Below are 23,952 nucleotides of genomic sequence, written 5' to 3'. Positions count from 1 at the left end.
CGGATGCGGGATCGATGCTCCTCCCCCGCGCGCGCGTCGCCCGTAACCCGAGGTGGGTGCGGGAGTTGAGTTCACCGTGGACGAGACCATCGCAGGCACCGAGACCGCTCAGATCCCCGTCCAGCGCGGCGAAGCGCTGCTGGACACCGCCGTGCGCTACGCCGAGGAGCGCCACTGGGACGTCTTCCCCGGCACCTGGCTGGAGGCCGTCGACGGGACGCAGCGCTGCTCCTGCGGCGAGCCCGCGTGCGCCCTGCCCGGCGCACACCCGGCGCGCGAGGACTGGGCGACCCAGGCGACGGGCAGCGCGACCGTCGCCCGCCGGATGTGGTCGAAGCAGCCCACCGCCTCGGTCCTGCTGCCCACCGGGCGCACCTTCGACGCCATCGACGTGCCCGAGACGGCCGGGTTCCTCGCCCTCGCCCGCATGGAGCGGATGGAGCTGGCCCTCGGCCCGGTGACCTGCACGCCGGACCGGCGGATGCAGTTCTTCGTCCTCCCGGGGGCCGCGGCCAAGCTCCCGGACCTGATCCGCAAGCTCGGCTGGCCGCCCGCCTCGCTCGACCTGGTCGCGCTCGGCGAGGGCACCTATGTGGCGGCCCCGCCCACGCGTTACGGGTCCCGGGGCGCCGTGCAGTGGGCCTGCCGGCCGACCCCGGCGAACCGCTGGCTGCCGGACGCGGAGGAACTGATCTCCCCGCTCGCCTACGCCTGCGGGCGGGAGGGGCGCCGCTAGACGGCTCGCCGTCCACGCCGCCCCTGCCGTCCGCCGGTGATCGCGGAGTCGCCGGCACCCCCTCGCCGCGGGCGCGTTCGGCCATAGGGTGCTGCCATGACCGAGGCAGCAGGGGCGCAGGCGGCCGCCGTACGCGTACGGGGGCTCTGGAAGCGGTTCGGGGAGCAGATCGCCGTCGCCGGGATCGATCTGGAGCTGCCCGCCGGGCGGTTCATCGGGCTCGTCGGACCGAACGGTGCGGGCAAGACGACCACCCTCTCGATGGTGACGGGGCTGCTCAGACCCGACCAGGGCACCGTCGAGGTCGTCGGCCACGACGTGTGGCGCGACCCGGTGGAGGTGAAGGCCCGCATCGGGGTGCTGCCCGAGGGGCTCAGGCTCTTCGAGCGGCTCTCCGGGCGCGAACTCCTCGCGTACACCGGCCGGTTGCGCGGGCTGCCCGGCGCCGAGGTGGACAAGCGGGCCACCCAGCTGCTGGACGTCCTGGACCTGGCGGGCGCCCAGCACAAGCTCGTCGTCGACTACTCGACGGGCATGCGCAAGAAGATCGGCCTGGCCTGCGCCCTGCTGCACAACCCCGAAGTGCTGTTCCTGGACGAGCCGTTCGAGGGCGTCGACCCGGTGTCCGCGCAGATCATCCGGGGCGTCCTGGAGCGCTACACCGCCTCCGGCGCCACCGTCGTCTTCTCCTCCCACGTCATGGAGCTCGTCGAGTCGCTGTGCGACTGGGTGGCGGTCCTGGCGGCCGGCCGCATCCGCGCGCACGGCCCGCTCGCCGAGGTCCGCGGCGACGCCCCCTCGCTCCAGCACGCCTTCCTCGAACTCGTCGGCGCGCACGGCCGGGACGCCGGGGCCGACCTCGACTGGCTGGGCGGCGGCGCGCGATGAGCACGACCGCCTCCGCACCGGCCGCGGGCTCCACGGCCGGCGGCGCGCCCGCCGTCCCCGTCACCGCCGTCTTCGTCCGCCTCAAGCTGTCGCTGCTGCGCAACGGGCTGCGGCAGTCCGCCGGACGGCGGGCCGCGTACGTCGCCTCGACCGTCCTCGTGCTCCTCTTCGCGGCGCTCCAGCTGATCGGCCTGATCGTGCTGCGCGGGGACGCCCACGCCGCCACCGTCACCGTGGTGCTGACCGCCGTCCTCGCGCTCGGCTGGGCCGTCATGCCGCTGTTCTTCCCCAGCGGCGACGAGACCCTCGACCCCACCCGGCTGGTGATGCTGCCGCTGCGCCCGCGGCCCCTGGTGCGGGCCCTGCTCGCGGCCTCCCTGGTCGGCATCGGGCCGCTGTTCACGCTCTGCCTGCTCGTCGGCTCGGTGATCGCGGTCGCGCACGGCCCGGTGGCGTGCGTCACCGCGGTGGTCGCCGTGCCGCTGGCCCTGCTCGTCTGTGTGGCCCTCGCCCGGACCGTCGCGGCCGCCAACATCCGGCTGCTGACCAGCCGCCGGGGACGCGACCTCGCGGTACTGAGCGGGCTCGTCGTCGCCGTCGGGGCCCAGCTCGTCAACTTCGGCGCGCAGCGGCTCGGTTCGGCGGGCGGGCTCTCCGCCCTGGACCCGGCGGGCGACGTGCTGGCCTGGGTGCCGCCCGCCTCGGCGATCGGCGCGGTGGACGCTGTGAGCGAGGGGTCGTACGGCGTCGCGGCCGTGCGGCTGGCGCTCGGCGGGGCCGCGCTGGCGGGGCTGCTGGCCTTCTGGTCGCGGAGCCTGACCCGGCTGATGACCTCGCCGGACGGCTCGACGCTCCAGGCGGCCGAGCCCGCCGCCCGGGGGCGCCGGTCGAACGGGCCGCTGCGGCTGCTCCCCGCCGGGCGCACCGGGACGGTCACGGAGCGGAGCCTGCGCTACGTGTGGCGGGACCCGAAGACCAAGGCGGCCTGGGTGACCTCGCTCGCCATCGGGCTGATCGTGCCGGTGTTCAACGCCCTCCAGGGCACCGGCTCGGTGTACTTCGCGTGCTTCGCGGCCGGGATGCTCGGCATTCTGATGTACAACCAGTTCGGGCAGGACACGTCCGCGTTCTGGATGGTCGCGATGACGGTCTCGTCCTCCCGGGACGCGTACGCGGAGCTGCGGGGGCGGGCACTGGCGCTGCTGGTGATCACGCTGCCCTACGCGACCCTGGTGACCGTCCTGACCACCGCGCTGCTCGACGACTGGCCCCGGCTGCCGGAGGTGCTCGGGCTGTCCTTCGCGCTGCTCGGGTCGATGCTGGCGACCGGCGCCTGGTCGTCGGCGCGGTTCCCCTACTCGATCCCGCAGGAGGGCTACAAGAACGTGGTCCCGGGCCAGGCGGGGCTGGCCTGGATCTCGATCTTCGGCGGGATGGTCGCCGCCGCGCTGCTGTGCGCCCCGGTCATCGCCCTGACGATCTGGCTGCACGTGGCGGCCGACGGCGACGGGTGGACGTGGCTGCTGCTGCCGGTGGGCACGGGGTACGGGGCGCTGATCACGCTGCTCGGCCTGCGTCTGGCGGCACCGCGCGTCGCACGGCGGCTGCCGGAGATCCTGACGGCGGTGAGCAAGGGCTGAGCACCCGGCCGGGACGGGCGGCGGCGCGTCCCGGCCTCGGGGCCACCACCCTGCGCAGGAGGGCGGGCGACGGTGCGTCCCCGACCTCAGGGCCACCACCCGGCGAGCAAGGACGGGCGGCGGCGCGTCCCGGCCTCGGGGCCACCCCGGGCGAGCGAGGACGGGCGGTGGCCCGTCCCGGTATCGGGGCCACCTCCCCTGCGTGGGAGGGCGGGCGACGGTGCGTCCCGACCTCAGGGCCACCACCCTGCGTAGGAGGGCGGGCGACGGTGCGTCCCGACCTCAGGGCCACCACCCGGCGCGGGGTAGGACAGGCGGCAGGCCGCGGGGCGGGACGGGGCCGGATGCTCGGGCCCGGGGCGGGGCGGCCGCTCCCGGGGGCCGCTCATTTGGCCAGGACGCCGTCCATGAACGGCTCGATCGCGGCGCGCCAGGCGTCCGGCTGGTCGTAGTGCACGAGGTGCCCGGCGTCGGCGACCTCCGCGTACTGGCCGCGGGGCAGGACGCGGACCATCTCCTGCGACTCCGCGCGGCCCAGCTCGCCGTCGAGGCCGCGGACGACCAGGGCGGGGCACCGCACCTGCGTCAGCTCCTCCCAGTGCGCGTCGTACACCCAGGTCTCCCGGGACTTGAGCATCTGCTCCGGTTCGAAGACGGGGCGCCAGCCGTCCTCCGACTCGGACATCACCTCGGCGTAGAACTCCCCGCGGGCCGGGTTCGGGCGCTCCACCCAGGGGTCGTCCTCACCGAACCACTTGCGGACGTCGGCGAGCGTGGCGAACGGGACGGGCCAGGCCTTGAACCAGTCCTCCCACTCCCGCTGCGAGGCGCCGCCCAGGGCCGAGGCCCGCATGTCGCAGATCACCAGTCCGCAGACCAGGTCGGGGCGTCGGGCGGCGAGCTGCCAGGCGGTGAGGGCTCCCATGGCGTGGCCGATGACGACGGCCGGGGCGAGGCCGAGCTGTTCGAGGGCCGCCTCGGCGTCGTCGACGTAGGCCTCGCGGGTGTAGAAGCCCTCCGGCGGCTTGTCGCTCTGTCCGTGGCCGCGCTGGTCGAGCGCCACGGCGCGGTGCCGCTCGGAGAGCCAGCGGGCGGTCGACGCCCAGTGCGAGGCCCGGCCCATCAGGCCGTGCAGTAACAGGACGCCGGGGCCCTGCTCGGGGCGCTCGCCCGGCGCCCGCCCCGGCCCGCCCTGCGCGGGCACGGTCCGGGCGGGCTCGGCGGCCCGCGCCGGATCACCCTTGGGAGGGTCGCCGAACTCCCAGGCCGCGAGCCGTACGCCGCCTGCTCCGGTCACGTCGATGCGCCGCACCATAGGTCCTGGCACCCCCCTGGCTCGCTCGGACCGCTCGCTCCCGCCGGTCCACTCCGGTACCGCTGGTCGTCCCGCTGCTCCTGCTGGGTCCTGCCGTCGCGCGCTGTTCCACGTCGTGATCGCACACCCGCTCGTACAGCGCGCGTCACCGAGAGATCGTCACCCCCACGCTATCGAATACGGATTCGAAAATACGGGCCCGGGCGCCAACACCCCTCGTTCGAGTGACCTCTCTCAGGGATTGGCCGCCGCTGCCGAGGGGAGATCTCCATCGGGGAACGGACCGCTCGGGGAAAAGGTCCGGAGGGGATGACCCTGGGAGCTCGGGGCTCCGGGTCAGCACAGGGGAGGACAGGCCCCGGCGCCACTCGGCGCCGGGGCCCTCTCCACATCTGCGGCACATCTCCCGCTCCCTCCCCGGCCCGCGTGACATCGCTGTCGGACGACGGCCAAGAGCCCCTCGGTCATATGCCTCACGCGACAGCGTCGCACGCAAACGGTCGCGGCGCTGCGATTCGGCGCACTGGATCTGGAAATCGACGGGATCGACGCCGTGCCACAACTGCCTCTGCCGTCGCGGGAGTTGACAACCGACCGGCGCCGCGCGCCGGCTCAGGGGAGGTCAGCGCTTGGCGACGAACACGTGGGACGCCACGTCCGCCTCCAGCTCCGCGGCCTCACCGCCGCTGCCCACCAGGACACCGCCGGGCGACTCCGTGACGCTCACGACCGAACCGGGCTGCACGCCCGCCCGCCGCAGCGTGTACATCAGCTGCGCGTCGGTCTGGATGGGCTCGCCGATCCGCCGGACGACGACCGTCTTGCCGTCCGCGCCCGGGTCGAGGTCGGCCAGCGACACCATGCCGGCGTCCAGGAACGGGTCGGCGCCGTCCTTCTCGCCCAGCTCCTCCAGCCCTGGGATCGGGTTCCCGTACGGCGACTCCGTGGGGTGGCGGAGCAGCTCCAGGACGCGGCGCTCGACCGCCTCGCTCATCACGTGCTCCCAGCGGCAGGCCTCGGCGTGCACCTGCTCCCACTCCAGACCGATCACGTCGACGAGCAGGCACTCCGCGAGCCGGTGCTTGCGCATCACGCGGGTGGCGAGGCGCCGGCCCTCCTCGGTGAGCTCCAGGTGCCGGTCGCTGGCCACGGCCACCAGGCCGTCGCGCTCCATCCGCGCCACCGTCTGGCTGACCGTCGGTCCGCTCTGGTCGAGCCGCTCGGCGATCCGGGCGCGCATGGGGACCACACCTTCCTCCTCCAGCTCGAGGATGGTGCGGAGATACATCTCCGTGGTGTCGATCAGTCCGGACATACGTGCCCCTTGATTGCTCTGCCGGGAACTGGACCGCTCTCCGGCGCGTGCGCTGGCCCTGGACCCAATTCTGACGCATCGCGCTGACAACCGTGCCGCGCCGGGAGAACCGCGTACCGGCCGGCGCCCCCGCGCCCGCCCCGGCGCCGGGTGCGGGGGCCGTATTGACAGGGCACTGGTCCAGACCGCAACGTGATCCGCGACACGACGGGAGCGGTCCTGCCGGGCCTCCGGTCCACCCGGTCCCCGGCGGCCGCCGCACCGGCCGTGCCGCCACCGACGCGAATCGAAGGGGCTTCGCCGATGAGCGAGAGCAAGCTGGCCGGGCAGTTCTTCGACGCCGCCATCGGCCTGCTGCAGCGGGTGCGGGACGAGGAGGCCGACGCCGTCGCCGCGGCCGGCACGCTCGTCGCCGACACCGTCGCCGCGGGAGGCCGGCTGTTCGCCTTCGGCGCCGGGCACTCCTCGCTCGCCGCGCAGGACGTCGTCTACCGCGCGGGCGGTCTCGCCCTGATGAACCTGCTGGCGGTGCCCGGGGTCGTCGGGGTCGACGTCATGCCCGCCACGCTCGGTTCCGCGCTGGAGCGGGTCGACGGCCTCGCGAGCGCCGTCCTGGACTCCAGCCCGGCGCGCTCCGGCGACCTCCTGGTGATCGTCTCCCTGTCCGGACGCAACGCGCTCCCCGTCGAGATGGCGATGAACGCCCGCGCCCTCGGCCTCAAGGTCGTCGGCGTCACGTCGGTCGCCTACGCCTCCGAGACCAGGTCGCGGCACGTCTCGGGGACGTACCTCAAGGACCACTGCGACATCGTGCTCGACTCGAAGATCGCGGTCGGCGACGCGGAGCTGACGGTGGACGCCATCCCGGCGCCCTTCGCCCCCGCCTCGACGGTGGTCACCTCCGCGCTGCTCCAGGCGGTGATGGCGACGGCGGCCGGCGCCCTGGCCGAGCGCGGCATCGAACCCCCGCTGCTCCGCTCGGGCAACGTCGACGGCGGCCACGAGTGGAACGGCCGCGTGCTGAGCGAGTACGGGGACCGGATCTTCTACCGGCACTGAGGGGCGGCCGCCGGACGGCTCCGGGCCGGACCCGGCCTACGGGGCGTCCAGCAGGTCCGCGAGGTCCAGCAGCGCGGCGATGCGGACGGCCACGTCCTCGGCGTACGTCGCGTCGGCGCGCTCGAACTGGCTGCGCCCGGCGCCCCGCAGGAACGTGACGACGCCCAGCGTGCGGCCCCGGCTGCGCAGCACCGCGCATAGGGCGTGGACGGCGTCCGCGGGCCACTGCCGGCCCACGGCCCAGTCGCGGGCCTTCTCCGGTGCGGCGGCCCCGGCGCTGGCCCGCACGGACCCGGAGCGCTCCACGCACTGCAGCGCCGGATGACTCTCCGCGTACCGGACGGGGATGCCGGCCTTCCCGGCGGGCAGGCTCGGCCCGGGCGCCCCGGAGGGCGTCGCCGCGTCCCGCACGAGCCGCACCGGACCCTCGCCGTCGGCCACCGGTCCGCCGGCGACCCGGTCGATGAGCGCGTGGTCGGCGAACCCGGCGAGGGCGAAGTCCAGATGGACGGTGGCCGCCTCGGCGGGGTCCTCGCACTCCGCGGCGGCCCGCCCGGCCCGGTGCAGCTGGTTGGCGCGGAACCGCAACTGGGCGGCCTCCTGCTCCGTCTGCTTGGCCTCGGTGACGTCCTGGAAGAGCCAGCCGACCCCGAGCGGGACGGGCTCCTCGGTGAGCGGCGAGGCGAGCCGCAGGAACCCGCTGCGCCAGCAGCGCCGCTTCTCGCCCTCCGCGGTCCGCACGCTCACCCACATCTCGGCGGGCGCGGGCGGGGCGCCCTCCGCGAGCACGTGCGTCAGCGCGCTCTCCAGCTCCTCGACGCCCTGGGCGAGCAGTTCCCCGAGGGGCCGGCCGAGGACGGAGGTGCGCCCGATGCCGAGGGCCCGGGCGGCGTGGGAGTTGACCACGGCGGGACGCAGGTCGGCGTCCACGAGCACGACACCCCAGCTGGCGTCGTCGAAGAGGGCCTCGCTCAGCGCGATGGAGCGCTCCAGGTCGATCTGGGTGTGCACCTCGCTGAAGGCGCAGTAGACGCCGGCGGGCTTGCCGTCGGGCCCGCGGACGGCCGCGGACTGCGTTCGTACGAGGACCCGGCCGCCGTCCTTGGTGACCAGGGCGAACTCGTGGACCTGGCGGCCCGGGGCCTCCATCGCGGACATCAGCCGTTCCTCGACCTCCGCCGCGTCCGCGGTCCGCACGGCCCAGCCGGCGAACCCGCGACGGCCGACGGCCTCGGCCGCGGTCCAGCCGAGGATGCGCTCGGCCTCGCGGTTCCAGTGCGTGACGACGCCGTCGGCGTCGAAGGCGCACAGCGCCGCGTCCATCCCGTCCAGCAGCGCGGCAAGAAGGTCCGAACCGTCGTGCTCGGGCTCCTCCGGCCCCAGCTCGTCGGTGGTCCCACTACGCCGGGAAGCACTCACCTGAACCCCCTGCAGGCTGCGTCCGCACGTACGGCGCGTCGGTTCGCTCACTCGTCATCATTCAACTGGAACGTGACTCAGCCCACATCACGTTCCCCGAAGTTCGGACGAAATCGTTGTAGGGCGAATCTCCGTCTCCCTGGTCCTCGGCGGCACCGTGCCGGCCGCTTTCCATGGTCCCTCGCGTTCCCCCGATGCCCAACCGCAGGCGTGGTGAAAAAAAGCGGTTGAACCCCGTCCGGCGGGTTTCTAGGCTGGAGCCACGCTGAGAAAGGAGGTGATCCGGCAGATGTATGGAACCCGGACGAGCGAGGTGGCTGCGGGCTAGCGGCCCGCCACCCCATGCAGTGCGGTGCCGGACCAGCGCGTGAACTCAGCGTGCAGCCGGCCGAATTTCCACGCAGTCACCCGACCCGCGGGCTCGCCGGTACGTCCGGCCGGCCTCCTCGCCAGGCGCGAGGGGACCAGAGCCCGCGGGTCGCCTGCGTGTACGGGTCCGGGTGCCGCGCGACGGGACGGCCGGAGTGAGCCGCGTGTACGCGGTCCGGGCGCCTCGCGACCGGACGGCGGGAGTGACCCGCGTCACGTCCGGACCGGGCCGCGCGCAGTACGCTGGGCCCATGGTTCCGCTCGTACGACGCCGCCACGTGGACTACGTCCGCGTCACGAGCACGGGCTGTCGACGGTCCTTCTGACCCCGGCCCCGCGTCGTTCCCCGGTTCGCTTCCCGGGACCGCGCGCCTCTTCTCCTCCTCGCCCACCCGGCACCCGCGGTCCCGCCACACCCCCGGCGGTGCCCGGGGACCCGTAGACCCCTGCGGACATCCCATGACGAACGCCGCGACGAACCCGTCGTACCAGCAGCTCCCGATCATCGATCTCTCGGCCGCCGGCCGCGGCCCCCAGGCCCGTGCGCTGCTCCACGCGCAGCTGCACAGCGCCGCCCACGACGTGGGCTTCTTCCAGCTCGTCGGGCACGGGGTGACGGAGGCCGAGACCGCCGCGCTGCTCGGCGCCATGCGCCGGTTCTTCGCCCTCCCGGAGGCCGACCGGCTGGCCCTCGACAACGTCAACTCGCCCCACTTCCGGGGCTACACCCGCACCGGGGACGAGCGGACGGGCGGCAGCCGTGACTGGCGCGACCAGCTCGACATCGGGTCCGAGCGGCCCGCCCGCGCGCCCGGGCCGGGCGAGCCCGCCTACTGGTGGCTGGAGGGCCCCAACCAGTGGCCGGCCGCGCTGCCCGAACTGCGCACCGCGGCGCTCGCCTGGATCGACCGGCTCTCGTCCGTCGCGGCGCGGCTCCTGCGCGAGCTGCTGACCGCCATCGGGGCGCCCGGCGACTTCTACGACCCCGTCTTCGGGGAGCGGGCCCATCCGCACCTGAAGCTCGTGCGGTACCCGGGCAGTGCGGGCGACGGCGCCGGCCAGGGGGTCGGCGCGCACAAGGACTACGGGTTCCTCACCCTGCTGCTCCAGGACGAGGTGGGCGGGCTCCAGGTGCAGCGCGGGGACGGGCTGTTCCACGACGTGCCGCCGATCCCGGGAGCCTTCGTCGTCAACCTCGGGGAGCTGCTGGAGGTGGCGACGAACGGGTACCTGGTGGCGACGAACCACCGGGTGGTGAGCCCGCCCGGGGCCACCGAGCGGTTCTCCGTGCCGTTCTTCTACAACCCGCGGCTGGACGCGCGGGTGGAGCCGCTGCCGTTCCCGCACGCGTCCGCCGCGCCGGGCGTCACGAGCGACCCGGCCAACCCGCTCTTCGCGGAGTACGGGCGCAACGAGCTGAAGGGCAAGCTCCGGGCGCATCCGCTGGTCGCCGCCCGCCACCACGCGGACCTGCTGGTGCCCGCGTGACGGCGGCCGGCGTCCACGGCCCCGGTCAGGACCCGATGTCCCCGTAGCCGGCGATCTCCTGCGGGCCGCGCGAGCCGGGGCCCACGTAGCGCGCCGACGGGCGGACGAGGCGTCCGGTGCGCTTCTGCTCCAGGATGTGCGCCGACCAGCCCGCGGTGCGGGCGCACGTGAACATCGAGGTGAACATGTGCGCCGGCACCTCGGCGAAGTCCAGGACGATGGCCGCCCAGAACTCGACGTTGGTGGCCAGCACCCGGTCGGGGCGGCGGGCGTGCAGCTCGGCGAGGGCGGCCTTCTCCAGGGCCTCGGCGATCTCGAAGCGGGGGGCGCCCAGTTCGCGGGCGGTGCGGCGCAGGACGCGGGCGCGGGGGTCCTCGGCGCGGTAGACGCGGTGGCCGAAGCCCATCAGGCGCTCGCCCTTGTCGAGGGACCGCTTGACGAAGGCCTCGGCGTCGCCGGTGCGCTCGATCTCCTCGATCATGCCGAGGACGCGGGAGGGGGCGCCGCCGTGCAGCGGTCCCGACATCGCGCCGACCGCGCCGGAGAGCGCCGCGGCGACGTCCGCGCCGGTGGAGGCGATGACGCGGGCGGTGAAGGTGGAGGCGTTCATGCCGTGCTCGGCGGCGGAGGTCCAGTAGGCGTCGACGGCGGCCACGTGCTTGGGGTCGGGCTCGCCGCGCCAGCGGATCATGAACCGCTCGACCACGGACCCGGCCTTGTCGATCTCGCTCTGCGGAACCATCGGCAGGCCCTGGCCGCGGGCGGACTGGGCGACGTACGACAGGGCCATCACGGCGGCCCGCGCGAGGTCGTCGCGGGCCTGCCGCTCGTCGATGTCCAGGAGCGGTTTGAGGCCCCAGACGGGGGCGAGCATGGCGAGCGCGGACTGCACGTCGACGCGGATGTCGCCGGAGTGGACGGGGATCGGGAAGGGCTCGGCGGGCGGCAGTCCGGGGTTGAAGGCGCCGTCGACGAGGAGGCCCCAGACGTTCCCGAAGGAGACGTGCCCGACCAGGTCCTCGATGTCGACGCCCCGGTACCGGAGTGCGCCGCCCTCCTTGTCCGGTTCGGCGATCTCCGTCTCGAAAGCGACGACTCCCTCGAGCCCGGGTACGAAGTCGGACATCAGGCGGCTCCTCGTGATGGGTGCGACAGACGGTGTGCGGGGTTCGGCGACCGGGTGCCGGACGGCGGGGTGCGTCCGGTCCGGTTCCACGTCCGTGTACCGAAGACTCGTGCAGGACTGCCCGAAAGTCTGCGGCGGCTCGCGGTCCGAAGCGGTCACCCCGGTGATGCCCCGTGCGGTCGGCGGTCATCCAACCGGAACGGCAGCAGCACGATATCCCCGGGTGCCACCTTTGGGGAGGGTGTGCGGCACTCAGTGCCACACAGTGACGAAGCGCACCCCGCCGTGAGCGCGGGCGCATACGGCAGGATGGCCGCGTGACCGACCGCCTCCCGGATGAATCCGCCGCCGAGCCCCTCGTCCAGCGCGCGGCACGGGCCGCCGAGCCCGTCGCCGGGGACCCGGCCCCCGACCCGGCCGCGATGCGCGCGCACTACCGCGCGGAGGGCCTCGCCGAGCCGGACCTCGCGCCCCACCCGATGGACCAGTTCGCCCGCTGGTTCGGGCAGGCGGCCCAGGCCGCCGTCCAGGGCATGGTGTACGAGCCGAACGCGATGGTCGTCTCCACGGCCGACGCGGAGGGCCGCCCCAGTTCGCGCACGGTGCTGCTGAAGCAGTACGACGAGCAGGGCTTCGTCTTCTACACCAACTACGACTCCCGCAAGGCGCGCGAGCTGGCCGAGAACCCCTACGTCTCGCTGCTGTTCCCCTGGCATCCGATGGCCCGCCAGGTGATCGTGCGGGGCGTGGCGCGGCGCACCGGGCGCGACGAGACGGCGGCGTACTTCCGCACCCGCCCGCACGGCTCCCAGCTCGGCGCCTGGGCCAGCGCGCAGTCCTCGGTGATCGCCTCGCGGGAGGAACTCGACGCCTCGTACGAGGAGTTGAGCGCCCGCTATCCGGAGGGCGAGCGGGTGCCGGTGCCACCGCACTGGGGCGGTTTCCGGGTCGCCCCGCAGTCGGTGGAGTTCTGGCAGGGCCGGGAGAACCGGCTGCACGACCGGCTGCGGTACGTGGCGGAGCCGGACGGCGGCTGGCGGGTGGAGCGGCTCAGCCCGTGACCCGGCCCGGGCGGGGCGGGGCCGTCCGCGCCGTCAGCCGAGTGCCTCGTCGAGGAGCGCCGCCCACTGCGCGACGACCCGCTCGCGGCGCGCTCCGTCGTCCGTGAGCAGGTTCGCGAGGCCCAGTCCGCGGGCCATGTCGAGCAGTCCCTGGACGGTCTCGCGGACGCCGGGGCGGGACTCGTCCGCGCCGAGCAGGTCGACGGCGATGCGGTGGGTCTCGCGGCCGACGCGGCCCTCCAGCTCGGTGACGCGGGGGCGCAGCTGCTCCTCGTCGGAGGCGGCGACCCACAGGTGCAGGGCGGCGCGGAAGAGGGGGCCGGTGTAGAGGTCGACGAGGGCCGAGACGACGGCACGGCGGTCGGCGGCGCCCTCCGGGAAGAGGGCGCGCAGAGCCGTGGAGCGCTCCTCGGCGACGTACTCGACGGCGGCGGTGAACAGGTCCTCGCGGGTGGGGAAGTGGTGCTGGGCCGCGCCGCGGGAGACACCGGCGCGCTCGGCGACGACGGAGACCGTGGAGCCCGCCCAGCCGCGTTCGGCGAGGCAGGCCACGGCGGCCGCCAGGAGCCGCTGCCGGGTGGCGCGGCTGCGGTCCTGCTTGGGGGCGCGGTCGACGCCGGTCGCGGTCACGGCGCCCGCCTCGGGGCGCGGTCGGCGCCGGTCGTCGCGGTCACAGCACCCATGCGGGATCCCGTCGTTCCAGAAAGGCCGTCATCCCCTCGCGGGCGCCGGCGGAGGCGAACAGCCGTGCCGAGAGCGCGGTGAGCGCGGCGGTGTCCCGGTCGAAGGTCTCCAGCACCCTAGCCGTGAGCAGCCGTTTCGTCTCGGCCAGGGCCTCGGGCGACGCCCTGCGCAGACCGTCCAGGATCGGTGCGAGGGCCTCGTCGACGTCCTGCGCGGCCTCCGTGAGCAGGCCGCCGCGCGCCGCCTCGGCCGCGCCGAACCGCTCGCCGGTGAGGTAGTGGCGGGCGGCGGCGCGCGGGTCCAGGCGGGGCAGCAGCGGCATGGAGATGACGGCGGGCGCGACCCCGATGCGCACCTCCGAGAAGGCGAAGCTCGCCTCGGGTCCGGCGACCGCGATGTCGCAGGCGCCCACCAGGCCGAGCCCGCCGGCGCGTACGTGGCCGGTGACGCGGGCGACGACGGGCCTGGGCAGCTCCACGATCCGCCGCAGCAGCGCGACGAACGCGGCGGGGTCCGGCGGCTGCCTGAGGTCGGCGCCGGCGCTGAAGGTGTTCCCGGTGTGGGTGAGGACGACGGCCCGTACGGCGGGGTCCTCGCCGCAGGCGGTCAGGGCGTCGGCGAGGCCGGCGACCAGGGCGGCGGACAGCGCGTTGCGGTTGCCCGGCGAGTCCAGGGCGAGGGTCGCGACGCCCCGCTCGTCGGTGCGGACGACCGGCGTCACGACTCTCCCCGCATCGCCCGCAGTTCCCGGCGCAGGATCTTGCCGGAGGCGGCCCGCGGCACGGCCTCGACGAAGGTCACCCCGCGCACCCGCTTGTAGGGGGCGACGCGCTCGGCGACGTACATCATGACCTCGCCCGCGGAGAGGTCCGCGGCGGTGGGCTGGCGCACCACGTGAGCGTGCGGGACCTCGTTGTGGTCGTCGTCGTAGACCCCGATGACGGCGGCGTCGGCTATGCCGGGGTGGGTCAGCAGCAGCGCCTCCAGTTCGGCGGGGGCGACCTGGAAGCCCTTGTACTTGATGAGTTCCTTGACCCGGTCCACGACGAACAGCCAGCCGTCGCCGTCCACGCGGCCCACGTCGCCGGTGTGCAGCCAGCCGTCCGCGTCGATCATCGCGGCGGTGGCGTCGGGTTGACCGAGGTAGCCCTTCATCACCTGGGGGCCGCGGATGGCGATCTCGCCCGCTTCGCCGACGCCGAGGTCCTTGCCCGGGTCGTCCAGGGACAGGATCCGCATCTCGGTGCCGGCGATGAGCTTGCCGACCGTCCCCGGGGGCGGGTCAGCGGCGTCCAGGGGGACGACGTGGGTGCCGGGCGACAGCTCCGTCATGCCGTAGGCCTGGCCGACCGGCGGGAGTCCGAGGCGCCGGGAGCAGGCGGCCGCGAGGGCGGCGTCCAGGGGCGCCGCCGAGCAGATGACGTAGCGCAGCGACGACAGGTCGTACCGGGCGACCGCCGGGTGCTTGGCCAGGGCGAGGACGATCGGCGGGGCCACGTACAGGCCGGTGATGCGGTGCTCCTGGATGGCCGCGAGGAAGGTGTCGAGCTCGAAGCGGGGCAGCACGACGACGGTGGCGCCCTGCCGCAGCGGCGCGTTCATGAGCGCGGTCAGCCCGTAGATGTGGAAGAACGGCAGCACGGCGAGGATGCGGTCGCCGGGGCCCATCGGCAGGGTCGGCGCGAGCTGCGCGAGGTTGGTGGCGATGGACCGGTGGGTGAGCATCACGCCCTTGGGGACGCCGGTGGTGCCCGAGGAGTACGGGAGCGCCGCGACGTCCTCGGCCGGGTCGATGCCGATCCGTGGTTCCGGCGCGGCGGTGCCGAGCATGTCGATCAGCGAGCGGTGGCCGGGCGCGCTGTCGCAGACGAAGATCTCGCGCACCCCGCCCGCCTCCGCGGCCGCCGCGCGGGCCGTCTCCAGGAGGGGCGACACGGTGACGATCCAGCGGGCCCCGCAGTCCCGCAGCTGCTTGGCGAACTCCCCCGCCGTGGCGAGCGGGTGGACGGTGGTGACCGAGGCGCCGGCGCGCGTGGCGGCGTAGAAGGCGGTCGGGAAGGCGACGGTGTTCGGGCTGTGCAGGGCCAGCACGTCGCCCTTGGTGACGCCCGCCTCGGCGAACGCCGCGGCGAGCCTGCGGTGGAGGCGGTCGACCTGCTCGTAGGTGAGGGTGGTGCCGTCCACGCCGTCGACGAGTGCGGGGGTGTCACCGCGCTCGGCGGCCCGGCCCAGTACGGCGTCGTGGATGGGGAGTTCGACGGCCGGGACGTCTGCGTACTCGCTGCGGAACATGGTTCCTCCTAGTACGACTTGGGCAGGCCGAGGGTCTGGTGCGAGACGTAGTTCAGGATCATCTCCCTGCTGACCGGCGCGATACGTGCCACGCGTGAGGCCGTGATGAGCGAGGCGAGGCCGAACTCGCGTGTGAGGCCGTTGCCGCCGAGGGTGTGCACGGCCTGGTCGACGGCCTTCACACACGCTTCGGCCGCCGCGTACTTGGCCATGTTGGCGGCCTCCCCGGCGCCGATGTCGTCCCCGGCGTCGTACAGCCGGGCCGCCTTCTGCATCATCAGGCGGGCGAGCTCGATCTCGATGTGGGCCTGCGCGAGGGGGTGGGCGACGGCCTGGTGGGCGCCGATGGGCTGCTTCCAGACGGTGCGCTCGCGGGCGTACTCGACGGCCCGGGTCAGCGCGAAGCGGCCCATGCCGAGCGCGAAGGCGGCCGTCATGACGCGTTCGGGGTTGAGCCCGGCGAAGAGCTGGAGCAGCCCGGCGTCCTCATCGCCGACCAGCGCCTCGGCCGGCAGCCGCACGTCGTCGAGGGTCAGCTCGAACTGCTTCTCCGCGCTCTGGAGTTCCATGTCGATGCGCCGCCGCCCGAAGCCCTCGGCGTCCCGCGGGACGATGAACAGGCAGGGCTTGAGGCGGCCGGTGCGGGAGTCCTCGGTGCGCCCGACGATGAGCGTGGCGTCGGCGATGTCGACGCCGGAGATGAACACCTTGCGGCCGGTCAGGAGCCAGTCGGCACCGTCCCGGCGGGCGGTGGTGGTGATCCGGTGCGAGTTGGAGCCGGCGTCGGGCTCGGTGATGCCGAACGCCATCGTGCGGGTGCCGTCCGCCAGGCCGGGGAGCCATTCCCGCTTCTGCGCGTCGGTGCCGAAGCGGGCGATCACCGTGCCGCAGATGGCGGGCGAGACGACCAGCATCAGCAACGGGCAGCCCGCCGCGCCGAGTTCTTCCAGGACGATGGAGAGTTCGGCCATGCCGCCCCCTCCGCCGCCGTACTCCTCGGGGAGGTTGACGCCGAGGTAGCCGAGTTTGCCCGCCTCGGCCCAGAGTTCGACGGGGTGGTTCCCCTCGGCGAGGGTGCGGGTGAGGTACGCGCGGCCGTAGCGCCTCCCGAGGGCGGCGACGGCGGAGCGCAGGGCACGGTGCTCATCGGTTTCGAGGGTGACGCTCATGCGGTCTGTTCCTCCTGGACGACGGCGAGCAGGGCGCCGACCTCGACCTGGCGGCCGGGGACGGCGTGCAGGGCGGTGAGCGTGCCCGAGACGGGTGCCGAGACGCGGTGCTCCATCTTCATCGCCTCCAGCCACAGCAGCGGCTGTCCGGCCTCGACGGCGGAGCCCTCCGCGAGGCCCTCGGCCACGCGGACGACGGTCCCGGGCATCGGGGCCAGCAGGGACCCGGGTGCGCGGTCCGCGACCGGGTCGGGGAAGCGGGGCAGGGCGGTGAGCGCGGTGGCGCCGACGTGGACGCGGTCGCCGTACCGGGCGACGGGGAACTTGCGCCGTACGCCGTCGATCTCCAGGACGACGAGGGCGGCGTCGGCGTGGACGACGCGCACGCCCTCGGCGGTCAGGCCGTCGCGGGTGTGCCGGTAGCGGACCTCGTGCTCGGCGCCCTCCATGAGGTACCGCCTGGTCTGCGGCTGCGAGGGGAGGTTGCGCCAGCCGCCGAAGCGGGAGCGGCCGTGGGCGTCGGCGAGCGCGGCGGCCAGCGGCGCGTACGGGTCCGGGACGGCCGCGGTGAGGCCGTCGAGGTGCCGCCCGAAGAACCCGGTGTCCATGCGCGCGCCGGTGAACTCGGGGTGCCGCAGGGACCGGACGAGCAGGTCGCGGTTGGTGACCGGGCCGTGCACCACGGCCCGTTCCAGCGCGCCGGCGAGCCTGCGGACCGCCTCCGCGCGGGTGGGCGCGTGGGCGATCACCTTGGCGAGCATCGAGTCGTAGTGGACGCCGATCGCGTCGCCGTCGGTGTAGCCGGTGTCCAGGCGGACGCCGTCCGGGACGGCGAGGCGGTGCAGGGTGCCGGTCTGCGGGGCCCAGTCGCGGGCCGGGTCCTCGGCGTAGAGGCGCGCCTCGACGGCGTGGCCGCGGGCGGCGGGCGGGTCGCCGTCCAGGGCGGCGCCCTCGGCGACCTGGATCTGCAGGGCGACCAGGTCGACGCCGAACACGGCCTCGGTCACCGGGTGTTCGACCTGGAGGCGGGTGTTCATCTCCAGGAAGTGCGCCCGGCCGTCCGCGACCAGGAACTCGACCGTGCCGGCGCCGGTGTAGTCGACCGCGCGGGCCGCGCGTACGGCCGACTCGTTTAGTTCGGAGACGAGTTCGGCGCTCAGCCCGGGAGCGGGGGCCTCCTCGACGACCTTCTGGTGGCGCCGCTGGAGGGAGCAGTCCCGGGTGCCCAGCGCCCACACCGTGCCGTGCGTGTCGGCCAGGATCTGCACCTCGACGTGGCGGCCGCCCTCCAGGTACGGCTCCACGAACACCTCGCCGTCCCCGAAGGCGCTCAGGGCCTCGGCGCGCGCGGCCGTCAGCTCGGCGTCCAGGTGCGCGAGTTCGCGGACGACGCGCATGCCGCGTCCGCCGCCGCCCGCCGCAGCCTTCACGAGCACCGGCAGGTCGTCCTCGGTGACCCGCTCCAGGGGTTCGAGGCCCATCAGCTTCCTGGCGCGCGTCTTGGACGCCATCGCCTCGATCGCCCCGGGCGGTGGGCCGATCCACACCAGACCCGCGCCGGTCACCGCCCGCGCGAAGTCCGCGTTCTCGGACAGGAAGCCGTATCCGGGGTGCACGGCGTCCGCACCGGCGTCCAGGGCGGCCTTCACGATCAGGTCGCCGCGCAGGTACGTGTCCGCGGGCGCCGCGCCCGGCAGCCGTACCGCGGCGTCCGCCACGCGTACGTGCAGGGCGTCCGCGTCGGCGTCGGAGTGCACCGCGACGGTCCGGACGCCCAGCTCCCGGCAGGTGCGGAAGACCCGGCAGGCGATCTCGCCGCGGTTGGCGACGAGGACTGAAGTGATCACTCGGGGGGACCTCACATCCGTCATGGCCGTCACATCCGGAAGACGCCGAAGCCGCCGCGCGCGCCCTCGTAGGGCGCCGTGTGGATCGCGGACAGGCACAGGCCGAGCACGGTGCGGGTGTCGCGTGGGTCGATGACCCCGTCGTCGTACAGCCGCCCGGACAGGAACATCGGCAGGGACTCCGACTCGATCTGCTGCTCCACCATCGCGCGCAGCGCCGCGTCCGCGTCGTCGTCGTACGGCTGCCCCTTCGCCGCCGCCGACTGCCGGGCGACGATCGACAGCACGCCGGCGAGCTGCTGGGGGCCCATGACGGCGGACTTGGCGCTGGGCCAGGCGAACAGGAAGCGCGGGTCGTACGCCCGCCCGCACATCCCGTAGTGCCCGGCCCCGTACGAGGCGCCCATCAGCACGGACAGGTGCGGGACGCGGCTGTTGGAGACGGCGTTGATCATCATCGCGCCGTGCTTGATGATGCCGCCCTGCTCGTACTCCTTGCCGACCATGTAGCCGGTGGTGTTGTGCAGGAACAGCAGCGGGATGTCGCGCTGGTTGGCGAGCTGGATGAACTGGGCGGCCTTCTGCGACTCGGCGCTGAACAGCACTCCCTGGGCGTTGGCCAGCACCCCGACGGGATAGCCGTGCAGGCTCGCCCAGCCGGTCGTCAGGCTGGTCCCGTACAGCGGCTTGAACTCGTCGAAGTCGGAGCCGTCGACGACACGGGCGATGACCTCGCGCGGGTCGAAGGGGTGCCTGAGGTCGCCGGGGACGATGCCGAGCAGCTCCTCCGGGTCGTACTTCGGCGGGGCGGCCGGGCCCGGATCGGGGTACGCCTTGCGGTGGTTGAGGCGGGCGACCACGCGCCGGGCCTGCCGCAGCGCGTCCCGCTCGTCGACGGCGAAGTGGTCCGCGAGGCCGGACACGCGCGCGTGCATCTCGGCGCCCCCGAGCGACTCGTCGTCGCTCTCCTCGCCGGTGGCCATCTTGACCAGGGGCGGCCCGCCGAGGAACACCTTCGCCCGCTCCTTGACCATGATCACGTGGTCGGACATGCCCGGGACGTACGCGCCGCCCGCGGTGGAGTTGCCGAAGACGACGGCGACCGTCGGGATGCCGGCCGCGGAGAGCCGCGTGAGGTCGCGGAAGATCGCACCTCCGGGGATGAAGATCTCCTTCTGCGACGGCAGGTCGGCGCCGCCGGACTCCACCAGGCTGACGCAGGGCAGCCGGTTGGCGAGCGCGATGTCGTTCGCCCGCAGCGCCTTCTTCAGGCTCCACGGGTTGCTGGCCCCGCCGCGCACGGTCGGGTCGTTCGCGGTGATCAGGCACTCGACGCCCTCGACGACCCCGATCCCGGTGACGAGCGAGGCGCCCACCGCGTAGTCGCTGCCCCAGGCCGCCAGCGGCGACAGCTCCAGGAACGGCGTGTCCGGGTCGATCAGCAGCTCGATGCGCTCCCGGGCGAGCAGCTTGCCGCGTCCCCGGTGCCGGGCCACGTACTTCTCGCCGCCGCCCGCGAGGGCCTTGGCGTGCTCGGTGTCCAGTGCGGCGAGCCGGGCGAGCATGGCCGCGCGGTTCGCCCGGTGGTCGGGGTCGGTGCTGTCCAGGGCGGACGGGATGACCGTCACAGCAGGGCCTCCGGTATGTCCAGGTGGCGGGCGCGCAGCCATTCGCCGAGGCCCTTGGCCTGCGGGTCGAAGCGGGCCTGCGAGGCGACGCCCTCGCCGAGGATCCCCTCGACGACGAAGTTGAGGGCGCGCAGGTTCGGCAGTACGTGGCGTACGACGGTCAACGGCGCTGTCTCCGGCAGGAGTGCGCGCAGCCGGCCGGCGGTGAGGGTGTGCGCGAGCCACGGCCAGGCGGCCTCGTCGCGCGCCCACACCCCGATGTTGGCGTGCGCCCCCTTGTCCCCGCTGCGGGCTCCGGCGACCAGGCCGAGCGGGGCGCGGCGGCTCGGGGCGCCCGCCGGGGGCGGGTCCGGCAGGGGCGGCTCGGGCGGTGTCTCCAGGGGGCGGGTGGCCGCGGGCGGCGCCACCGGGATCCGGCGTCCGTCGTCGAGGACGGCCACGTGGTCCACGGCCGCCCGGTCGACGTACACGTCCTCGAAGACCCCGTACGGCGCGCCCTTTCCCGGCGGGGCCAGGACGTGGAAGCCGGGGTAGCTGGCCAGTGCCAGTTCCACGGCCGCCGCGCCGAGCGTCCGTCCCACGGCGTCCTGTCCCGGGTCCCGTACGACGAGCCGGAGCAGGGCGCTCGCGGTCTCCTCGGTCGCCGCGTCGGGGCGGTCGGTCCGGGCCAGGTCCCAGCGGACCTCGGCGGGACGGGACTTCGCGGCGTCCAGCGCGGCCTCCAGCTGGTCCCGGACGAGCGCCGCCTTCCGCTCGACGTCGAGGCCGGTCAGCACGAACACCACCTCGTTGCGGAACCCGCCGAGCCGGTTCAGTCCGACCTTGAGATCGGGCGGCGGCGCCTCTCCGCGCACGCCGTCGATCCGCACCCGGTCCGGGCCGTCCTGGGTCAGCCGGACGGTGTCGAGCCGGGCGGTGACGTCGGGTCCCGCGTACCGGGCGCCGGAGGTCTCGTAGAGCAGCTGCGCGGTGACCGTGCCGACGTCCACGACCCCGCCGGTGCCGTCGTGCTTGGTGATCACGGCGGTGCCGTCCGCGTGCAGCTCGGCGAGCGGGAAGCCGGGGTGGCGGAGCTCGGCCGGGTCGTGGTCGGTGAAGAACGCGTAGTTGCCGCCGGTCGCCTGCGCGCCGCACTCCAGGACGTGCCCGGCGACGACGGCGCCCGCGAGCCGGTCGTGGTCGTCCTGCGCCCATCCGAAGTGCGCGACGGCGGGCCCGGTGACGAGCGCCGCGTCGGTCACCCGGCCGGTGACCACGACGTCGGCGCCCTCGCGCAGGCAGACGGCGATCCCGGCGCCGCCGAGGTAGGCGTGCGCGGCCAGGCTCCCCGGGTGGCTCGCGGCGAGGTCGTCGCCCTCGACGTGCGCGACCCGGACGGGGACGCCGAGCCGCGCGGCCAGCTCCCGTACGGCGGAGGCGAGCCCGGCCGGGTTCAGGCCGCCCGCGTTGGCGACGATCCGTACGCCCTTGTCGTGCGCCAGTCCCAGGCACTCCTCCAGCTGCCGCAGGAACGTCCTGGCGTACCCGAGCGAGGGGTCGCGCAGCCGGTCGCGGCCCAGGATGAGCATGGTCAGCTCGGCGAGGTAGTCGCCGGTCAGGACGTCCAGCGGGCCGCCGGTGAGCATCTCGCGCAGGGCGCCGAAGCGGTCGCCGTAGAAGCCGGAGGCGTTGCCGATCCGCAGGGGGGCGGGCGGTGCGGTCACGGGGTCGCGCCCCTGGCCGGGCGTCCGCCGCCGGGCGGTCCCGCGAAGGCCTGCGCGATGTCGAGCCAGCGCTCGGCGTCGGCGCCCTCGGCGCGTACGGCGAGGTCGGCGCGGTGGGCCCGCTGGGTCACCAGCAGGCAGAAGTCGAGCGCGGGCCCGGTCACCCGCTGGCGGGCGTCCTGCGGCCCGTACGTCCACAGCTCCCCGGACGGCGCGACGACCTCGACGCGGAACTCCTCAGGCGGCACGGCCAGTCCGCGGACCCCGAAGGCGAAGTCCCGCGCCCGCACGCCGATCCGGACCACGTGACGCAGCCGGTCCGTGGGGGCGCGGACCACGCCCAGCGCGTCCGCGACGTCCTGTCCGTGCGCCCAGGTCTCCATGAGGCGGCCGGTGGCCATGGACGCGGCCGACATCGGGGGCCCGTACCAGGGGAAGCGGGTGCCGGCGGGCGCCGCGCGCAGCGCCTCTTCGAGCGCCGCGCGTCCTTGCCGCCACTGGGCGAGCAGCCGGCCGGGCGGCAGTGCGGCTCCCGCGTCCGCGCCCTCGTCCACGAAGCCGGCGGGGGCGGCCAGCGCCTTCTCGACCTCGGCCGCGAAGGCCGTCGCGTCGGTCACGGCCAGCAGGGCGGAGTGGTCCGTCCAGGAGAGATGCGCGATCTGGTGGGCGACGCTCCAGCCGGCGGCGGGCGTGGCCAGGGCCCACTGGCCCGCGTCCAACTCCCCCACCAGCCGGTCGAGTTCCTCGCTCTCCCGGTGCAGATCGTCAATCACGGACGACGGATCGGACACGATGCGCTCCCCTCGGGGACGACGGCGTGCAGGGAGCATGGCAGCGGCGCCAGAAACAATCAAGCGTGCTTGCATTAATTCATGCGGTGCGTGCGCGGCGGCGGCTCGGGAACGGTTGCGCCCCCGCCTCCCCTCCGTGGCGGGGAGGAGCGGCGGGGGCGCGGGCGTGCGGCGATTCAGGGCTCAGGGCCCAGGGCCCAGCGGCCACAGGGGGCGGTCAGGAATCCAGGCCCTTGGCCCTGCCCCGGCCCACCTGGGTCCGTACCGCGCCCATGCTCGCGGCGATGACGAGGGCGATGGCGAGTGTCTCGAAGAGGGAGAGCGCCTGGTCCAGGACGAGGAACCCGGCGGTGGCCGCGATGGCCGGTTCGAGGCTCATCAGGATCGCGAAGGTGGAGGCGGGCAGGCGGCGCAGCGCGAGCAGTTCGAGGGTGTACGGCAGGACGGAGGACAGCATCGCCACGGCCGCGCCCAGCGCGACGGTGGACGGCACCAGCAGGTCGGCGCCGGACTCGGCGACGCCCAGCGGCAGGAACAGCACCGCCGCGACGACCATGGCGAGCGCCAGCCCGTCGGCCTGCGGGAAGCGGCGGCCGGTGCGCGCGCTGAAGACGATGTACGCGGCCCACATGGCGCCCGCGCCCAGCGCGAAGGCGACGCCGACCGGGTCCAGGCTGGTGAAGCCTCCGCCGCCGAGCAGGAAGACGCCGGCGAGGGCGAGACCGGCCCAGACCAGGTTCACCGCGCGGCGGGAGGTGATCACGGACAGGGCGAGCGGGCCGAGCACCTCCAGGGTCACGGCGGGGCCGAGCGGGATGCGGGCGACCGACTGGTAGAACAGCCCGTTCATGGCGGCCATGGCGACGCCGAAGACCGCGACGGTGCCCCAGTCCGCGCGCGAGTGCCCGCGCAGTTTCGGCCGGCACACCGCGAGCAGCACGATCGCGGCCACGACCAGCCTCAGGGTCACGACACCGAGCGCGCCGACGCGCGGCATCAGGCTCACCGCGAGGGCGCCGCCGAACTGGACGGAGATCCCGCCCGCGAGGACCAGGCCGACGGGACCGAGGGCGCCGCGGCCCCGGCTGCCGCCCTCGGTCGCGGACCCGGCCGCCGCGGCCAGGGACGGCTCGCTCGCCGTCGCGGCTGCGGCGACCACGGGAGGCCGGTCGGCGCTGGGGAGAGTCACGGGGGCCGTCCAAGGGGGTCGATCGATGAGCGTGCATCACGCTGAACTTTCAAGTCCAGAGTAATGGACTCCGTCAGGGTTGTGAACCTCTTTTGCAGCTTACGACGCCCTGCGACACGTCACCTCCGTACAACGCGGAGGTGGCCACCGTCCAGGAGCCGGGACGGTCAGCGGCTGCCCGGGGGCGCCGGCACCGATGGACCGGCGGTCGGACGACCGGGGTGACCCCGCGG

Annotated in this window: 19 protein-coding genes; 6 read left to right on the top strand and 13 right to left on the bottom strand. The window is 74.5% G+C overall.

Annotated elements, in window-relative coordinates; translation table 11 throughout:
• The first annotated feature begins 76 nt into the window (after positions 1 to 76).
• From ACWGIS_RS00275 to ACWGIS_RS00265, 3 genes are all read left to right on the top strand, one after another.
• Positions 77 to 736 carry a bifunctional DNA primase/polymerase gene (locus ACWGIS_RS00275; RefSeq protein WP_453360157.1) on the top strand — a complete coding sequence of 220 codons (660 nt, stop codon included), beginning with the start codon at positions 77 to 79 and terminating at the stop codon, positions 734 to 736.
• 96 nt (positions 737 to 832) lie between these two features.
• The gene (locus tag ACWGIS_RS00270; protein WP_453360156.1) at positions 833 to 1,624 is read left to right on the top strand and encodes an ABC transporter ATP-binding protein; all 792 of its coding nucleotides are present in this window, start codon (positions 833 to 835) and stop codon (positions 1,622 to 1,624) included.
• The gene (locus ACWGIS_RS00265) at positions 1,621 to 3,264 is read left to right on the top strand and encodes a transporter (RefSeq protein ID WP_453360155.1); all 1,644 of its coding nucleotides are present in this window, start codon (positions 1,621 to 1,623) and stop codon (positions 3,262 to 3,264) included. Before ACWGIS_RS00270 ends, ACWGIS_RS00265 begins: the two co-directional genes overlap by 4 nt.
• Before the next feature lie 385 nt (positions 3,265 to 3,649).
• Here ACWGIS_RS00265 and ACWGIS_RS00260 read toward each other — a convergent pair whose 3' ends face one another.
• Both ACWGIS_RS00260 and ACWGIS_RS00255 read right to left on the bottom strand, forming a co-directional pair.
• Positions 3,650 to 4,579 carry an alpha/beta fold hydrolase gene (locus ACWGIS_RS00260; protein WP_453360154.1) on the bottom strand — a complete coding sequence of 310 codons (930 nt, stop codon included), beginning with the start codon at positions 4,577 to 4,579 and terminating at the stop codon, positions 3,650 to 3,652.
• Positions 4,580 to 5,201: 622 nt separating this feature from the next.
• Positions 5,202 to 5,894 carry a metal-dependent transcriptional regulator gene (locus tag ACWGIS_RS00255; RefSeq protein ID WP_355779356.1) on the bottom strand — a complete coding sequence of 231 codons (693 nt, stop codon included), beginning with the start codon at positions 5,892 to 5,894 and terminating at the stop codon, positions 5,202 to 5,204.
• Between the two features lie 303 nt (positions 5,895 to 6,197).
• Between ACWGIS_RS00255 and ACWGIS_RS00250 the strand changes: the two genes are divergently transcribed.
• Positions 6,198 to 6,953: an SIS domain-containing protein gene (locus tag ACWGIS_RS00250; protein WP_453360153.1), complete on the top strand. Its 756-nt coding sequence runs from the start codon at positions 6,198 to 6,200 to the stop codon at positions 6,951 to 6,953.
• A 36-nt stretch (positions 6,954 to 6,989) separates the two neighbouring features.
• On the opposite strand, the gene ACWGIS_RS00245 is transcribed toward ACWGIS_RS00250, so the two are convergent.
• Complete coding sequence (locus ACWGIS_RS00245; protein ID WP_453360152.1) at positions 6,990 to 8,372, bottom strand: PAS domain-containing protein; 1,383 nt, start codon at positions 8,370 to 8,372, stop codon at positions 6,990 to 6,992.
• Positions 8,373 to 9,200: 828 nt separating this feature from the next.
• Here ACWGIS_RS00245 and ACWGIS_RS00240 point away from each other — a divergent pair.
• Positions 9,201 to 10,229 (top strand): isopenicillin N synthase family dioxygenase, encoded by a 1,029-nt coding sequence (locus ACWGIS_RS00240; protein ID WP_453360151.1) that lies wholly within the window; start codon positions 9,201 to 9,203, stop codon positions 10,227 to 10,229.
• 25 nt (positions 10,230 to 10,254) lie between these two features.
• Here the strand turns inward: ACWGIS_RS00240 and ACWGIS_RS00235 are convergent, their stop codons facing one another.
• Positions 10,255 to 11,355: a citrate synthase 2 gene (locus tag ACWGIS_RS00235; RefSeq protein ID WP_453360150.1), complete on the bottom strand. Its 1,101-nt coding sequence runs from the start codon at positions 11,353 to 11,355 to the stop codon at positions 10,255 to 10,257.
• A 422-nt stretch (positions 11,356 to 11,777) separates the two neighbouring features.
• On the opposite strand from ACWGIS_RS00235, the gene pdxH reads away from it, so the two are divergent.
• Positions 11,778 to 12,416 (top strand): pyridoxamine 5'-phosphate oxidase, encoded by a 639-nt coding sequence (pdxH, locus tag ACWGIS_RS00230; RefSeq protein WP_453360405.1) that lies wholly within the window; start codon positions 11,778 to 11,780, stop codon positions 12,414 to 12,416.
• A gap of 33 nt (positions 12,417 to 12,449) precedes the next feature.
• Here pdxH and ACWGIS_RS00225 read toward each other — a convergent pair whose 3' ends face one another.
• The 9 genes from ACWGIS_RS00225 to ACWGIS_RS00185 form a co-directional block, all read right to left on the bottom strand.
• Positions 12,450 to 13,046 carry a TetR/AcrR family transcriptional regulator gene (locus tag ACWGIS_RS00225; protein WP_453360149.1) on the bottom strand — a complete coding sequence of 199 codons (597 nt, stop codon included), beginning with the start codon at positions 13,044 to 13,046 and terminating at the stop codon, positions 12,450 to 12,452.
• A 40-nt stretch (positions 13,047 to 13,086) separates the two neighbouring features.
• Complete coding sequence (locus tag ACWGIS_RS00220) at positions 13,087 to 13,821, bottom strand: enoyl-CoA hydratase family protein (protein WP_453360148.1); 735 nt, start codon at positions 13,819 to 13,821, stop codon at positions 13,087 to 13,089.
• Complete coding sequence (locus ACWGIS_RS00215; RefSeq protein WP_453360147.1) at positions 13,818 to 15,392, bottom strand: 4-coumarate--CoA ligase family protein; 1,575 nt, start codon at positions 15,390 to 15,392, stop codon at positions 13,818 to 13,820. Before ACWGIS_RS00215 ends, ACWGIS_RS00220 begins: the two co-directional genes overlap by 4 nt.
• Positions 15,393 to 15,400: 8 nt before the next feature.
• The gene (locus ACWGIS_RS00210) at positions 15,401 to 16,561 is read right to left on the bottom strand and encodes an acyl-CoA dehydrogenase family protein (RefSeq protein ID WP_453360146.1); all 1,161 of its coding nucleotides are present in this window, start codon (positions 16,559 to 16,561) and stop codon (positions 15,401 to 15,403) included.
• Positions 16,558 to 18,408: an acetyl/propionyl/methylcrotonyl-CoA carboxylase subunit alpha gene (locus ACWGIS_RS00205; protein ID WP_453360145.1), complete on the bottom strand. Its 1,851-nt coding sequence runs from the start codon at positions 18,406 to 18,408 to the stop codon at positions 16,558 to 16,560. The genes ACWGIS_RS00210 and ACWGIS_RS00205 overlap by 4 nt, the downstream gene beginning before the upstream one ends.
• Before the next feature lie 29 nt (positions 18,409 to 18,437).
• Positions 18,438 to 20,036, bottom strand: a complete 1,599-nt coding sequence (locus ACWGIS_RS00200) for an acyl-CoA carboxylase subunit beta (RefSeq protein ID WP_453360144.1) — start codon at positions 20,034 to 20,036, stop codon at positions 18,438 to 18,440.
• On the bottom strand, positions 20,033 to 21,739 hold the full coding sequence (locus tag ACWGIS_RS00195; protein WP_453360143.1) for an acyclic terpene utilization AtuA family protein: 1,707 nt from the start codon (positions 21,737 to 21,739) through the stop codon (positions 20,033 to 20,035). Before ACWGIS_RS00195 ends, ACWGIS_RS00200 begins: the two co-directional genes overlap by 4 nt.
• On the bottom strand, positions 21,736 to 22,530 hold the full coding sequence (locus ACWGIS_RS00190; protein WP_453360142.1) for a TIGR03084 family metal-binding protein: 795 nt from the start codon (positions 22,528 to 22,530) through the stop codon (positions 21,736 to 21,738). The genes ACWGIS_RS00195 and ACWGIS_RS00190 overlap by 4 nt, the downstream gene beginning before the upstream one ends.
• Positions 22,531 to 22,747: 217 nt before the next feature.
• Positions 22,748 to 23,719 carry an EamA family transporter gene (locus ACWGIS_RS00185; RefSeq protein ID WP_453360141.1) on the bottom strand — a complete coding sequence of 324 codons (972 nt, stop codon included), beginning with the start codon at positions 23,717 to 23,719 and terminating at the stop codon, positions 22,748 to 22,750.
• Positions 23,720 to 23,952: the final 233 nt, after the last annotated feature.

It is taken from the genome of Streptomyces sp. NPDC054842, from assembly GCF_053611025.1.
Note: the sequence above shows the minus strand (reverse complement) of the source record. Positions and strands in the feature narration are given on the sequence as shown.

What these genes read in the sequence shown, in the direction of transcription:
- ACWGIS_RS00270 (WP_453360156.1), top strand. Translation starts at nt 833, where the DNA reads ATGACCGAGGCAGCAGGGGCGCAGGCGGCCGCCGTACGCGTACGGGGG.
- ACWGIS_RS00265 (WP_453360155.1), top strand. Translation starts at nt 1,621, where the DNA reads ATGAGCACGACCGCCTCCGCACCGGCCGCGGGCTCCACGGCCGGCGGC.
- ACWGIS_RS00260 (WP_453360154.1), bottom strand. Translation starts at nt 4,579, where the DNA reads ATGGTGCGGCGCATCGACGTGACCGGAGCAGGCGGCGTACGGCTCGCG.
- ACWGIS_RS00255 (WP_355779356.1), bottom strand. Translation starts at nt 5,894, where the DNA reads ATGTCCGGACTGATCGACACCACGGAGATGTATCTCCGCACCATCCTC.
- ACWGIS_RS00250 (WP_453360153.1), top strand. Translation starts at nt 6,198, where the DNA reads ATGAGCGAGAGCAAGCTGGCCGGGCAGTTCTTCGACGCCGCCATCGGC.
- ACWGIS_RS00240 (WP_453360151.1), top strand. Translation starts at nt 9,201, where the DNA reads ATGACGAACGCCGCGACGAACCCGTCGTACCAGCAGCTCCCGATCATC.
- ACWGIS_RS00235 (WP_453360150.1), bottom strand. Translation starts at nt 11,355, where the DNA reads ATGTCCGACTTCGTACCCGGGCTCGAGGGAGTCGTCGCTTTCGAGACG.
- pdxH (WP_453360405.1), top strand. Translation starts at nt 11,778, where the DNA reads ATGCGCGCGCACTACCGCGCGGAGGGCCTCGCCGAGCCGGACCTCGCG.
- ACWGIS_RS00215 (WP_453360147.1), bottom strand. Translation starts at nt 15,392, where the DNA reads ATGTTCCGCAGCGAGTACGCAGACGTCCCGGCCGTCGAACTCCCCATC.
- ACWGIS_RS00210 (WP_453360146.1), bottom strand. Translation starts at nt 16,561, where the DNA reads ATGAGCGTCACCCTCGAAACCGATGAGCACCGTGCCCTGCGCTCCGCC.